This window comes from Pseudomonas sp. 21 (assembly GCF_000955805.1).
Taxonomy (GTDB): Bacteria; Pseudomonadota; Gammaproteobacteria; order Pseudomonadales; family Pseudomonadaceae; genus Pseudomonas.
Genome location: NZ_JYOA01000001.1, coordinates 699,995 through 712,668, shown reverse-complemented (window position 1 = coordinate 712,668; position 12,674 = coordinate 699,995). Strand labels below are relative to the sequence as shown.

The following is a 12,674-nucleotide window of genomic DNA, read 5'->3' as shown; positions in this document are numbered from 1 at the left end:
GCTTTGGCGCCTCAGGTTCGTGCGCCTACGGAGAATTCATGAAGATCGACTGCGATTTCGACAGCGGCAACATCCAGGTCATCGACGACAGCGACCCGCGCCACGTGCGCCTGGCGTTGCGTCCGGACACCAAAAGCCCGCACTTCCAGTGGTTCCACTTCAAGGCCGAGGGGCTTCAGCCCGGCCAGCAATACCAGTTCAGCCTGACCAATGCCCCTGGGTCCAGCTACACCGGCGGTTGGCCGGGCTACAACGCCGTGGCTTCGCATGACCAGCGCGACTGGTTCCGCGTGCCCAGCACCTACGACGCCAATGGCCTGCACTTCACGCTCGATGCCGAGCAGCCCCAGGCCTGGTTCGCCTACTTCGAGCCCTACAGCCGCGCGCGCCACGCCGAACGGGTGAAGCGCGCCCAGGCCAATGGCGCCGAGCTGCTCGCCACCGGCCACAGCATCGAAGGCCGCGAGTTGCCCCTGCTGCGCATCGGCAAGGGCGCGGCGGGTGCGCGGAAGATCTGGCTGATCGCCCAGCAGCACCCCGGCGAGCACATGGCCGAGTGGTTCATGGAAGGCCTGATCGATCGCCTGCAATCTGGCGATGCCGACATCCAGCGCCTGCTGGAGCGCGCCGATTTCTACCTGGTGCCGAACATGAACCCGGACGGCGCCTTCCACGGCCATCTGCGCACCAACGCCGCCGGCAAGGACCTGAACCGCGCCTGGGCCGCGCCCAGCGCCGAGGAAAGCCCGGAAGTGCTGTTCGTCCAGCAGCAGATGGCCCAGTACGGCGTGGACCTGTTCCTTGACGTGCACGGCGACGAGGAAATCCCCTTCGTGTTCGCCGCCGGTTGCGAAGGCAACCCGGAGTTCACGCCGCGCCTGGATCGCCTGGAAAGCCTGTTCCGCGAACGCCTGGAAGCCAACGGCGAATTCCAGAGCGTGCACGGCTATCCGAAGGACGCGCCGGGCCAGGCCAACCTGACCCTGGCCTGCAACCATGTCGGCCGCACCTACGACTGCCTGTCGCTGACCCTGGAAATGCCGTTCAAGGATCACAACCTGTCGCCCAATGCGCGCACCGGTTGGAGCGGAGCACGGTCGAAGGCGTTGGCGGAGGCGGTGCTGGTGACAGTCGCCAGCCTGGTCGATGAGTTGCGCTGATTTTCGGATTCGCCGCCGCACCTGCTCTTCGTAGGACCGAGGGGGACGCCCAGTCCTTGCTCGCGAACCCGCCCAGCCGCAGAGCCGCCGGGTGTTCGCGAGCAAGCTCGCTCCTACGGAAAGGCGTCTTTCCCGGCGACGTCTTACATCCTTGGCGGCTGACCGTTGGGTTAATCCGTCGCAGGCAGCCTTTGAATCTTCCGGCTTGCGTGCTAATCCAAAGAATGAGGCATACGAATTCAGGAGGTAGGTATGACTCGACATCGCAAGCTGTTGACTCCCCAAGTCATCGAAGACTTGCAGGAACGCATGGACGCCCTGGAAGAACTGGATTTCAGAGAGCGCCGGGAAGTGCGCAAGAACCGCTCGGGCGAACACAGGCCACGCGCCCATTTCAGCATGGCCTGAGCAAGTGGGCCGCACGGCCTGATCCCGCTGGCGCCTGCGCCAGCCCAGAGACACGGCAAGGGCGATTCGGCATCGCGCCGGATCGCCCTTGCGTGACGCTGAACCCCGCCAATTCGTTTCGTCGGACAGTATCCGGTATTCCGGAGCGACCGCTTCGCTTCCTTCAGCTCATTCAGGCCGTAGACCGGCATTCCAGAGCGGCTCGCTTCTGTAACGTCACGCGTACCTGATCGCGGTTGTCTTACAAAATTCAGACTGAAAACTTGAACCGCTTCACATAAAATCGAGTCTTCCGTTCGCGCATTTCGCTCAACCCGCAGCAGTCAGAAGTATCCCCATGGAAAACCACAGCACCCCCCTGGGTCCGGTTCCTGCTCATCTGGTCCGCGAGGCCGTGGCCAAGAAGACAGGCCTGGGTTGGGTCGTCGAGTTCAACATCGCCACCTGGCTCAACCTGGCCGTGCGTGACGACACCGGCATCGCCCTCAAGGTCAGCTATCTGGATGGCGACAAGCCCCGTGAAGTGCTGGTCGACAAGGGCAGCATCTTTGGCGCCCAGCGCATCCTGCTGTGCGGCATCGCCCGCCTGGGGGTGAACCAGAAGCTGGAATCCATGAGCCTGTCCCTGGAAACCCGCACGCCGATCCAGTCGCTGCTGGTCGAGGAGCTCTTCGTCCAGGCCGTCGAGCGCCAGAGCGAAAAGAAGAACGGCACCCGCCGGTCGCGCTGACCACCCGGGGCGAGGGGCGCCGATCGTTCCCCTGAGCGCTGCAATCGGTGGGCATTCCCGCCGTGCATGAAGCTACGCCGGGCTTGCGATCCGCCAGCCGGAGCGGGGAACATCGCCGGGCCCCACTCGACGTTTCAGGAAGCTCCATGCCCCTCGATATCGAACAGCTCAAGCTCTACACCGCCCACCGTGGCATCGCCATTCCCATGCTCGATTTCCTGCAGTTCCGCCACGCCCCGGCGGAAGACGGAAACGGGCCGGGTCGTCTGGTCGTGCGCGTCGAACCGCAGCATGTGAATGGCTGGGCCAACGCCCACGGTGGCCTGATCATGACCCTGCTCGACGTCGCCATGGCGCTGAGTGCCAGCGAAGTGGACGAAGCTCTTCGCGGCGTGGTGACCGTGGAGATGAAGACCAGCTTCCTGCGCCCCGGCGGCGAAGTGGGCGAAGTGCTCGAAGCCCATGGCAAGGTCCAGCACCACACTCGTTCCATCGCTTTCTGCGAGAGTGAGTTGCGCAACAGCCAGGGCGTGGTCGTTGCAACCGCTTCCGGCACCTTCAAGTACGTCAACAAGCCGCGCCCGCTGGCTGACGCCTGAGCATTTCCCCCCTCACGCTGGCGGCCGCAGACGGAACTTCGCGGCCGTTTCCCGCCCTTGATCTTGCCGCGACATCAGCTCCGTTCAGCGGCTCGCCCGCCTCATCAAGACCTTCCTGATTCATCGGTTGTCCTATCGAGGAGTGCTCTAGCACAGGCTTTGTAAGAAATATCTTTCGCTGGCTGTAATGAATTCGTCATAAAGCGTGACTACATTTTTCTGTCATGAAAGTGTCACTCGATGTGACTGAGCCAGTGACGGCACAAGGCAATCCACCATGCTGCTCGATGACAAGAACTTCCCACGACGCGTCCAGCGCGACTTGCTGGATGACCGCGACGAAGAGCTCGAACTCGAACTGTTCGACGAACTCTACGACTTCGAAGGGCTGCGCGAAGGCAGCCTGCAGACCCACGAGGAACGCCTGGCACGCCAGCGTTACTTCCACACCCTGTTCAGCCTGCAGGCCGAGCTGGTCAAGCTGCAGAACTGGGTGGTGAAGACCGGCCACAAGGTCGTCATCCTCTTCGAAGGCCGCGATGCCGCCGGCAAGGGCGGGGTGATCAAGCGCATCACCCAGCGCCTGAATCCGCGCGTGTGCCGGGTCGCCGCGCTGCCCGCGCCGAACGATCGCGAACGCACCCAATGGTACTTCCAGCGCTACGTCTCGCACCTGCCGGCGGCGGGGGAGATCGTCCTGTTCGACCGTAGCTGGTACAACCGTGCCGGCGTCGAGCGAGTGATGGGCTTCTGCACCGACGCCCAGTACGAAGAGTTCTTCCGCAGCGTGCCCGAGTTCGAGCGGATGCTCGTGCGCTCCGGCGTACAGGTGCTCAAGTACTGGTTCTCCATCTCCGATGAGGAACAGCACTACCGCTTCCTCAGCCGCATCCACGACCCGCTCAAGCAGTGGAAGCTCAGCCCGATGGACCTGGAGTCGCGGCGCCGCTGGGAGTCCTACACCAAGGCCAAGGAAGTGATGCTCGAACGCACCCACATCCCCGAAGCGCCGTGGTGGATCGTCCAGGCCGACGACAAGAAGCGCGCGCGGTTGAACTGCATCAGTCACCTGTTGAGCCAGATTCCCTATCAGGAAGTGCAACAGCCTGCCGTCGACCTGCCCGAGCGGCAGCGCCACGTAGGCTATCGCCGGCATCCCACGCCGCAGGAACTGCAGGTGCCGGAAGTCTACTGACCGCTACCGCGCCGCTGCCGCAGGATGGCGGGGAGCGCAGCGATACTCATCGATCCGGTGCACGGACAGCATCCGTATCGCCAAGGCACCCTCATCCTGCGTTTGCCTCGGCCGCGTTGCGGGAGCGAGCCAGCGTCTATAGCGATCACGTCACTTGGCCAGGCTACGCACCGTGCAGCTGCCATCCGCGATGGCCTCGCAGAGGAAGTACGGCATCCATTCCTCCCAATGCCCCTTGGTCACCGGCGATTCGTAACGGCACAACAGGGCGCCTTCGGCATCGAACAACCCCCAGGGCTGCAACTCGCCGTCCTTCAGCTTGCTCTGCACCTTGATGCCCTGGTAACTGGCATTGCAGCCCACATGGAAGGACTCCGTCCGCCAGCGCACCGGCTCGTGCGGCGGGAAGGGCTGCGCCCCGAGGAAGCCGAACAGATCGTCATGGCTCAACAGGCTCTGGCGGATGGTCGGCCACAGGCTGCGGCGCAGGAAGTACTGGTCGGCGAAGCGCTCGTGCGCTTCTTCCTCTTCCAGGTACTGGGCGATCAGCTCGCGGATGCCCGGCAGGTTCGGGTTGTGGCAGCCGGCCCACATGCCGGCCAGCAGCAATTCGGTGTGGCTGAAGTAATCACGCATGTGGTGATACCAGCTATCGCTCTGCAGCCAGACCTGCACCGCCGCGCGGTCGCGCTCGGAGAGCAGCGAGTCGGCGTCGCGCACCTGGAAGCGCGAGACCTCGTGGTCCTCCATCACCAGGAAGCGCCACATGGTTGCGGGGATGGCACTGCGAGTCGCTTCGTCAACCAGCACCACCTGTGCGCCAGCGTCCTTCAATCGGGTGAGCACCGCCTGCGGCACCGAGTCGTCCACGTAGAAGCGGCAACGCCATTGCGGGAATAGCTCGTGCGCGGCCTCCACGTTCTTCAATGCGCTCTCGCAATAGCGCGGGCGAGCGCCGAACAGCGAAAAAACGATCAGGTTGCGCTCGGGGTTGTTCCCGTCGAACGCCGGTGGCGGCGCGTCGGGCAGTGGGTGGGCGGGGAACTGGCTGTACTTGCGGTCCGCCACGCTGAGCGACAGGTTGCCGTAGCGGCGCACCAGGTCTTCCCGCTTCAGCCAGCCGCAGGCCTCAGTCAGCCCGTCCAGCGCCGTGCCCGGCATCTTGTCTTCGCCCAGCTTGTTCAGCAGCTTCAGGTACGTCTTGTAGGCCTGTTCGTACTCCTTGGTCCGTATCAGACACAGGGCATAATCCGCCAGCAGCGTGGGATGGTTCGGCGCGATAGTCAGCGCCTCGCGCGCCGTATCGCGGCCCAGTCGGTAATTGTCCTTGGCCAGCGCTGCGCGGAAGGTGGCGGCCAGCTTGTTCAACTTCTTTTCGGCGGCAGACATGCAGGATTCTCCAGGGCAGGACGGCGGCGGAAAGTTCTGCACGGGATGAGCAGTTCGCGCGCGTCGATGACATGGAGCGAAAGGCTAGGGAGCGGGGGAGGTGAGCTCTATCGGAAAATTCCCGCGCGTAGCTGCGATAATTACGAAGTCTCCCGCGGCCAACTTCGACGGCTGAGACATGGCTGGTGCGCTCCAGCCAAGACCTGCCGCACCGGCCCGCGTTCTGGTATGGACGGCCTGGCCGCCGTATCGCAACGGAACATCCAAGGGTTGGCGACATGAAGTCCGATGTCTCGATGCTCCTGTGGAGCTCACCGCTGCTGATGCTGCTCGGCGGCTACCTGCTGATCCGCTGCATCGGCGGACTGCGCCGGGTGATCTCGCCCGACGTCCGCCAGCGCTGGGCCGACGCCGCCCGCGCGGAAGTGGTGGCGTTGCCGCAACCGGGGCGCTATGTGGTCAACATCGTCTTCCCGCCGTTCACCGTCGTCACCGGTACCGCGCACTTCAACGCCGAATTCACCGTCACTGCCTGCGCCACCGGCAAGCCCGTGCCCTACGAGGCGTACAGCCGCTTCAACTTCTTCACCGTGCGCCGCAGCGACATGGGCGGCAACACCAGCAATCCACTGGGAGAATTCCACTGCAGCGCTCCCGGCGATTACCGGATCACCTGCCTGACCCCGTATCACATCCGCCCCGGCTTCCTGCTGGAAGTGACGCCCTACGTCTCGCCGGGCGTCGTCGTCCCGCTGATCCTCGGCACGCTGCTCGCGTCCTTCATGACCATCGGCGGGCTGATACTGACCCTCCTCAAGTTGGGCGGGCAGCTCTGACGGGGCCGCGCCGGGTCATGGCTCTACGAACGGCGACAACCTGCAGGGCGTACAACCGTTCGGGGTTGCGCGCCGCGATGCCTCGCGCCCTTGTCGCGTTCGGAGTGTCCGGCCAAACGGCGGATATCGCGCACCGCGTTATGCGCTCTACGTCTAGGGTTTCGGCCTGCTAATCCCGGCTCAGTCGGTTTCAGGAAACAGTTTGATGGCTGGGAGTTTGAGTTGCGGCGGTCAAGAGTTTGCGATGGACCAATAAGGTGCGCCGTGTGATGCGTGAGTTCCTTCATGCGTATTTGGGAGCTGATTTGGACAGCCTTCTTCACATGATTTCGGAGCAGTCCTACATTTTTCCAGCAGCCCTCTTCGCTACGGTCACCGCTCGATTCCTGAAAACAAGGAAAGGATATGGCTATCGGGCACTACATACGTCGAGGTGACAAGACGACCTGCGGCGGGGTTGTCTTAGAGGGGCACCCAAGCTTTTCCATGCACGGTGTTCCTGTGGCGCGTGCGGGAGACGCAGTAACGTGCGGCAAAGACGGTCAGCACTACGTGATCGCTGGAGGCTTTCAGCACTTCATGATTGGTGGAAGCGTCGCCGGCACTTTGGATAGTTTCAGTACTTGTCCCTGTAGGGCACGCCTAATTCACTCGTTGGCAAGTGCGACCTATCAGTCTGACCGAGACGCCGCCCAAGCAGCGAGCGCCGCCGCTAGTGCAACCCCTCTCTCTCATCCAATAAGTGCTGCTCGTGTATTTGAAAAATCCTTTGCCATCACCGATAGCGAAACGGGGCGGCCCTTGGTCAGCCGGAAATACATCGCGCTGATTGATGGGCGACGGGTGGAAGGACTGACAGATATCAACGGTATTGCCACCGTCAAAGCACCTATGGAAGGCGCAGTGATTGAGCTTCACGTAGTGTTCCAGGCTCCTGCTCGCGAACTGACGGAGTTTTCGGAGGCGGTCATATGAACGGTGAAGCCTTCACGACGAAAGTGAGTGTGCAGGAAGTCACTGCAGGCCAACCATCTACTGTTGTCCCTATTACAGTGAATGACCGTGCAGCGACTCGCGAGGCACTTATCAGGAAAGTCCATCAGCTTGGTTGTCAGTTTGTCGAGCGGTCCGAATGGGGAGCGGTAAAAGGCAATGCGATGGCGTCTGACTGGGACTACTCGATGATTGCTCTTCATCATGCTGGGCGGAGCTATTCGTGCGGCACCGGGGCAGAGCAAATGCGAGAGACCCAAAAAGAGCAGATTGATAAGTTCGAGGACTTTTCCTACCACTTTGGCATCAGTTGTGATGGGGTGATTTATGAAGGACGGGACATTCGTCTGAAGGGGGCGCATGTAAGGCAGTACAATACAGGAGTCATTGGTATTGTGTTGCTGAATAACCTCAGTACCGCTGATGAGGGTGGGGATATCGTTGCTTTGGGACGACAAGGGTTGGAGTTTCTTGGTGTGAGCACAACGAACTCCATTCCGGGCGCGCAAATTGATTCGGTAATAACCCTGATTTCTGCGTTGAGGAGTGTATTCTTTATCAAGCACTTTGGTGGCCATCGGGAGTACCCTAACCAATTGTCCGAAGGAAAGATTTGCCCGGGAAACGTTGGAATGGAACTTGTGAAAAATATTCGCAAGAATATGGATTTGCTACCGCCGCCAACATCATGAAAAAACTAATCGCCATTCTTCTGGTGCTATGTGTGGCCCATCTGTATGTGGGTTTCTATAGGACTCGCTGGGCTGAGGATAACAAGAGGGTATTCTTCATAAAGAAATATCCTTCGTTACAAGTTGAGTTCGTAAATCTCTTTGCCAGCGACGCAGACGACAAGTCTCTTGATCAGTTGACTCCACTGGAACGGACCGCAGTGCGTGATTACTGCAAGTACCGTTTAGGGATCGAAACTGAGCTGAAGACGCAGACAGAATTGGATGCTTGCAAGGCTCGCTGAACTAAGTGGATATGATTCAACAAGCCCGCACGTTAGTAGGCTTGTTGTTTCATTCCTCATGCTGCTCTGATGCTCCCAGCGGCTTTACTGCACCTGTTATCTCTCCGTGCAGACTATTCCCCGCCCACTCCATTGCGCTGATGCCGATAAACACTCACCGCCTCATAAACCGCCTTCCTCAACCGGTTGATCCCGCCAATCGGCTGGTGCTCCGGCAGGGCGTGCCACGGGTTGTAGGAGATGTTGTCGCAGGCGAGGTTCTGCTCGCGGCTGTCGAAGTCCTGGGGCGGGATGCTGACGGTGGCGACGGTCTGGAAGGGGGCGTCGGATTCGCTCCATTCGACGCTGGTGTCTTCGATGGGCATGTATTTGCTCGGGTCCTGTTTCTGCACTTGCAGGGCGAAGCAGGCGGGGACGCGGTCGACTGAGAGTTGCTGGTACATGGCGGTACGCAGGAAGTTGGGCAGCTTTTCGTTGAGCTTGGGCAACTGGTAGGCCGGGCAGCCTTCGGCTTGGGGGATGACGCGGAACTTGATGTTGTTGGCCTCGCCCAGCTTGTACGGCGCGATGCCGTTGTAGCCGGTTTCGAAGGGGCTGTCGGGCGCGGGGGCGAGGGTCTGCAGGGCGATGACCAGGTGGCGGATTTCCCAGGTGCTGGGTTTCCAGCTGGGGAAGAAGGCGGCGACCTTCTGGCCGCTGGCCTGGGCGGCGAAGTTCTGCCGGTATTCGGCGACGTCGCGGACGAAGAACACCGGGTGGTTGAACATGACGAAGTCCTGTTCGGTGTCGTGGCCTTTGCCGGGCATGAGCTTGGCGCCGGGCACGTCGAGCAGTTTGATGGCCATGCCGCGGGCGTCGCGGGCGCTGTCGAACTGCGGGTAGGCGTTGCCGTTGGAGAAGCGGACCATGGCGTCCCACTTGTGGCCCGGTTCGGCGAACACGCCCTGGCGCAGGCCGGGGGCGATATCGCTGGCGACCGTGACTTCGGCCTTCACGCAGCCGTGGGCCTTGGCGTGGGCGTCACGCAGCACGCGGGTGTTGTCGCGGTGCTGTTCGACGATGCGCACGGCGTCTTCGATGATGGCCTGGGTGAGCTGGGCTTCGCCCGGCGGGATTTCCTCCTGGGCGGAGACGGGGCCGGAGAATTTCCAGGCGTAGTAGAGGCTGCCGATGCCCCAGCCGAGCAGGCCGATGGCGGCGATGGCGAGCAGCAGACGGCCGAGCCACTTGCCGAGGAAGAGCCAGATTCGGGTGAACAGGGAGCGCATGGCACAGGGTCCTTTGGTGTCTTCTTTTCTGGAGGGGGTTCCGTTCCCTGGCCCGTGCGGGGGTAGCGGGGTGGGCCTGGTGTCGGGCGATTCCCTCTCCCTAGCCCTCTCCCTGAAGGGAGAGGGGATGGGTTATGTGCTTGGTCGTTCGTTCGGAGTGGGGCTGGCCCTCACCCCAGCCCTCTCCCGGGGGGAGAGGGGGCTGTCCGGTGTTTCGGTTGTGCTCAGGAGCTTTACCTGTAGGAGCGAGCTTGCTCGCGAACCCGCTTCACTCTGGAGCGGTGGGGAGTCTGTTCGCGAGCAAGGACTAGGCGTCCCCCTCGGTCCTACAAAAAAACAAAAGACAGTTCAGCGCTGGCCGGTCATTCGCACTTCGGCCCGGGCGTCCACGGTGGGGTGGGGACATTCGGCTCGAGTTTGTTCTCGTAGTCGGCGTTGCCCAGCACCTTCAGGTATTCCACCAGCGCCCAGCGTTCTTCCGGCGACAGGGCGCGGCCGATGACGCCGTCCTGGCGGCAGCCGTCGCGGAATTCGTGGCCGCGGTTGCTGTTGCCGGTGACGCTGGTCTTGTAGAGGAAGCCGCCGGGGAAACGCTCGGTGCGGTAGCCGGCGAACTTGGGGTCGTACTCGAAGCTGCCGACCCAGAATTGCGCGTCGCGCTCGGCCACCGGGGAGAGCATCTGGAACAGGTTGGGCACCGAGCCGTTGTGCAGGAAGGGCGGGGTGGCCCAGATGCCGTCCAGCGGGCGGGCCTTGTAGGCGCGCAGTTCGCGCACGCCGATGGGCAGGCCGTAGCCGTTCATTTCCTGTTGCTGCTCCGGGCCGATATGCGCGTCGCGGTAGGCGCGCTGCTCGACGAAGGCGGTGACGTAGGCCAGGCCCTTGGCGGCGGAGATCTTCGACAGGTCCAGCGGCGCGTCGGGTTTGGGGATCAGCACGACGTTCATGTTCTGCAGCTCTTCCACCTTGAGCTTCAGCGGGCGTACGTCGAAGGTGTGGTCGGCGATGTTGTCGGCGGTGGTCGGGTCGGTGCCGATCTCGCGGGTGGGGACCATCTTCATCGCCCATTCGGGGACGCGTTTCTCGGCGATGGTGTCGGCGGCGCCCAGCGCCTTGATGTGCGGGCCGTGGCAGTAGACGCAGTTGGCCTGGAACAGGGCGCGGCCCTGGGAGGCTTTCTTCAGGTCGATCTCGCCGAAGACCTCTTTCGGCCAGGTCGGCGGTTTCAGCTGCTTGAGGGTTTCCTCGAGGGTGTAGAGGTCGCGCAGGCGCACGCTGGAGGCGTAGCGCTCGTCGCCCATCACCGGCTTGCCGTCGCTTTCGAACATGCGCAGGGTGGCGCCGACGCCGAGGGCTTCGCCGATGTTGCGTGCCATGGGCTGCATGGCCGAGCCGTTCCACTGCACCCAGTCGAATTTCCAGATGTCCCAGACCTGCGGGTAGTTCACCGGGGCGTTGGCGACGCGGTAGTTGGAGGCGTCGATGCCGTCGCCGAACACGCTGTTGGCGATTCGGCCGAAGGCGTCGGCGCGGCCGGGGCCTTCCAGGGTCGGGTAGAGGCCGCGGTGGGTGTCGTTCCACGCGGTGGAAACGAGGGTGCCTAGCACGTTGCGCACGTCGCGCTTGAGCGCGGCCTTGCCCTTGGGATAGCGGTCGCCGAGCACGCCCTTGGCGAAGCGGTCGAACTTCCACGGCACGTAGTAGGTGGAGGCGAGGCTGGCGCCCAGCGCCTGGCCGAACGCGCCGCCGCGCAGGGTGGGCACGGTGGAGGCGATGGAGTGCATGGCCGCGCCGCCGTCGATGCGGATGGCGGTGCCTTTGTAGCGCAGCTCGCCGGTGTGGCAGGCGGAGCAGGTGATGTCGAGGTACCAGGCGCCGGTCTCGCCGTCCTGGTGGCGGGCGAAGCCTACGGGCAGGTTGCCGGGGTTCTTTGTGGTGGCGGCCAGGGTGTCATCGGCGGCGCGGCCGATCTGCTCGGGCTCGATGAGGAAGCCGAAGCGTGCGAGGTTTTCCGGGGAGGCGAACTTGTCCTTGCTGAAAGGCTGCTCGAGGTGGGTGAACCAGTCGTAGCGCAGGCCTTTCACCTGGGTGCCCTGGGGCGTGTAGTAGTAGGTTTCGCGGTCCTGTTTGGACCACTGCTCCTCGAGGTGGATCATCTTCTGCGGCGGGGTGTATTCCGGCAGATTGGGATGCGCGGTGTACCAGGCGATGACGCCACCGACGAGCAGGATCAGCAGCAAAATCGCCAGTAGGACGCGTCCGAGAATGCGCATCGAAACTTCCTTGTTGTATGTGCGAAAAAGAATCGGACGTTTATGCCAAGTACGCGGCGGCTTGGCAAGGTGATGCCGTACGGAATTCAGGGTTTTTATGGGCCGACTGAAAGAATCGGTTGGGCTAGGGGCGCGGACGTAGTTCCAGCAACAGGCTCAGGCAGATTGCCGCGCCGATCAGCACGCCGACCACGCTGGCGATGATCAGCGGCCAGCGCAGGCCGGGGCTGTCCTCTTCGTCATCGGGCAGGCGCGCATGGATGGCGGGCCAGAGTTCGTCCGGGGGCGGCAGTTCCGGCCAGGGCTCGTCGCTGGGCGGCGGGGAAGGGTGGCCGGCGAGCTGGTAGAGCAGGGCGATCATCCAGTCCAGCGCGGCGATGCGCGTGGGGTGATAGCGGTCTGCGTCGGTCCAGACGTGGAGGAAGGTGTCGACCAGCAGGGCGTCGGCTGCTGTCTGATCGGTCTTCAGCTTCAGCGCCAGTGGATAGAGCCGCGGGGCGGTGCAGTGGTACAGCGTGGCGAAGGCGCGCGCGTCCCCGTCGCCGCTTTCGGCGAGCAGGTAGCTGAGGAAGTTGGCTTCGTCCGGGTCGATGGCGGCCTCCGGCGGTGTCGCGGCGAGCGGCGTGGCTGGAGGGTAAGAATAGTCATGGGCGTTTGTAGGAGCGAGCAAGCACGCTCCTACAGCTTTTGGACTGCCGACGGAGCTCCCTGTAGGAGCGGGCCACGCCCGCGATCGCGGGCATGGCCCGCTCCTACAATTTGTTTCTGGCGCAGTGGCTGGGCGTTCGCGGAGATGCTCCGCTTCTACAGGGTTGGGCGTGTGGCGGAGCCTCCCTGTAGGAGCGGG

The 12,674-nt window shown here is 62.8% G+C and carries 12 protein-coding genes; 8 read left to right on the top strand and 4 right to left on the bottom strand.

Annotation, left to right across the window (positions count from 1 at the left end; genetic code table 11):
* Nucleotides 1-38: 38 nt before the first annotated feature.
* From UB43_RS03075 to ppk2, 5 genes are all read left to right on the top strand, one after another.
* Nucleotides 39-1,160: a M14-type cytosolic carboxypeptidase gene (locus tag UB43_RS03075; RefSeq protein WP_045208285.1), complete on the top strand. Its 1,122-nt coding sequence runs from the start codon at nt 39-41 to the stop codon at nt 1,158-1,160.
* Between the two features lie 252 nt (nt 1,161-1,412).
* Nucleotides 1,413-1,568 carry a hypothetical protein gene (locus UB43_RS29760; RefSeq protein WP_177329767.1) on the top strand — a complete coding sequence of 52 codons (156 nt, stop codon included), beginning with the start codon at nt 1,413-1,415 and terminating at the stop codon, nt 1,566-1,568.
* A gap of 337 nt (nt 1,569-1,905) precedes the next feature.
* The gene (locus tag UB43_RS03070) at nt 1,906-2,298 is read left to right on the top strand and encodes a hypothetical protein (RefSeq protein ID WP_045208283.1); all 393 of its coding nucleotides are present in this window, start codon (nt 1,906-1,908) and stop codon (nt 2,296-2,298) included.
* Between the two features lie 146 nt (nt 2,299-2,444).
* Complete coding sequence (locus tag UB43_RS03065) at nt 2,445-2,897, top strand: PaaI family thioesterase (protein WP_045208280.1); 453 nt, start codon at nt 2,445-2,447, stop codon at nt 2,895-2,897.
* A gap of 277 nt (nt 2,898-3,174) precedes the next feature.
* Nucleotides 3,175-4,092 (top strand): polyphosphate kinase 2, encoded by a 918-nt coding sequence (gene ppk2, locus UB43_RS03060; protein WP_045208278.1) that lies wholly within the window; start codon nt 3,175-3,177, stop codon nt 4,090-4,092.
* Nucleotides 4,093-4,242: 150 nt separating this feature from the next.
* On the opposite strand, the gene UB43_RS03055 is transcribed toward ppk2, so the two are convergent.
* Entirely contained in the window at nt 4,243-5,481 is a 1,239-nt protein-coding gene (locus UB43_RS03055) for a tetratricopeptide repeat protein (protein WP_045208276.1), read from the bottom strand.
* Nucleotides 5,482-5,759: 278 nt separating this feature from the next.
* Here UB43_RS03055 and UB43_RS03050 point away from each other — a divergent pair, with 278 nt between their 5' ends.
* The 3 genes from UB43_RS03050 (at nt 5,760) to UB43_RS28995 (ending at nt 8,002) form a co-directional block, all read left to right on the top strand.
* Nucleotides 5,760-6,317: a hypothetical protein gene (locus tag UB43_RS03050; RefSeq protein WP_052969492.1), complete on the top strand. Its 558-nt coding sequence runs from the start codon at nt 5,760-5,762 to the stop codon at nt 6,315-6,317.
* Between the two features lie 405 nt (nt 6,318-6,722).
* The gene (locus UB43_RS30000) at nt 6,723-7,292 is read left to right on the top strand and encodes a PAAR domain-containing protein (protein ID WP_082085756.1); all 570 of its coding nucleotides are present in this window, start codon (nt 6,723-6,725) and stop codon (nt 7,290-7,292) included.
* On the top strand, nt 7,289-8,002 hold the full coding sequence (locus UB43_RS28995; protein WP_082085755.1) for a peptidoglycan recognition family protein: 714 nt from the start codon (nt 7,289-7,291) through the stop codon (nt 8,000-8,002). Before UB43_RS30000 ends, UB43_RS28995 begins: the two co-directional genes overlap by 4 nt.
* Nucleotides 8,003-8,399: 397 nt before the next feature.
* Here the strand turns inward: UB43_RS28995 and UB43_RS03040 are convergent, their stop codons facing one another.
* From UB43_RS03040 to UB43_RS28770, 3 genes are all read right to left on the bottom strand, one after another.
* On the bottom strand, nt 8,400-9,554 hold the full coding sequence (locus UB43_RS03040; protein ID WP_045208271.1) for a catalase family protein: 1,155 nt from the start codon (nt 9,552-9,554) through the stop codon (nt 8,400-8,402).
* Nucleotides 9,555-9,916: 362 nt separating this feature from the next.
* Nucleotides 9,917-11,827: a di-heme-cytochrome C peroxidase gene (locus tag UB43_RS03035; RefSeq protein WP_045208269.1), complete on the bottom strand. Its 1,911-nt coding sequence runs from the start codon at nt 11,825-11,827 to the stop codon at nt 9,917-9,919.
* Nucleotides 11,828-11,951: 124 nt separating this feature from the next.
* Nucleotides 11,952-12,497, bottom strand: coding sequence for a hypothetical protein (locus UB43_RS28770; RefSeq protein WP_052969491.1), 546 nt, complete (start codon nt 12,495-12,497; stop codon nt 11,952-11,954).
* Nucleotides 12,498-12,674 lie beyond the last annotated feature (177 nt).

Excerpts from the sequence above, each read along its gene's own strand:
- UB43_RS03075 (WP_045208285.1), top strand. The coding sequence starts at position 39 with ATGAAGATCGACTGCGATTTCGACAGCGGCAACATCCAGGTCATCGAC.
- UB43_RS03035 (WP_045208269.1), bottom strand. The coding sequence starts at position 11,827 with ATGCGCATTCTCGGACGCGTCCTACTGGCGATTTTGCTGCTGATCCTG.
- UB43_RS03055 (WP_045208276.1), bottom strand. The coding sequence starts at position 5,481 with ATGTCTGCCGCCGAAAAGAAGTTGAACAAGCTGGCCGCCACCTTCCGC.
- UB43_RS03065 (WP_045208280.1), top strand. The coding sequence starts at position 2,445 with ATGCCCCTCGATATCGAACAGCTCAAGCTCTACACCGCCCACCGTGGC.
- UB43_RS30000 (WP_082085756.1), top strand. The coding sequence starts at position 6,723 with ATGGCTATCGGGCACTACATACGTCGAGGTGACAAGACGACCTGCGGC.
- UB43_RS03040 (WP_045208271.1), bottom strand. The coding sequence starts at position 9,554 with ATGCGCTCCCTGTTCACCCGAATCTGGCTCTTCCTCGGCAAGTGGCTC.
- ppk2 (WP_045208278.1), top strand. The coding sequence starts at position 3,175 with ATGCTGCTCGATGACAAGAACTTCCCACGACGCGTCCAGCGCGACTTG.
- UB43_RS03070 (WP_045208283.1), top strand. The coding sequence starts at position 1,906 with ATGGAAAACCACAGCACCCCCCTGGGTCCGGTTCCTGCTCATCTGGTC.
- UB43_RS29760 (WP_177329767.1), top strand. The coding sequence starts at position 1,413 with ATGACTCGACATCGCAAGCTGTTGACTCCCCAAGTCATCGAAGACTTG.
- UB43_RS03050 (WP_052969492.1), top strand. The coding sequence starts at position 5,760 with ATGAAGTCCGATGTCTCGATGCTCCTGTGGAGCTCACCGCTGCTGATG.
- UB43_RS28995 (WP_082085755.1), top strand. The coding sequence starts at position 7,289 with ATGAACGGTGAAGCCTTCACGACGAAAGTGAGTGTGCAGGAAGTCACT.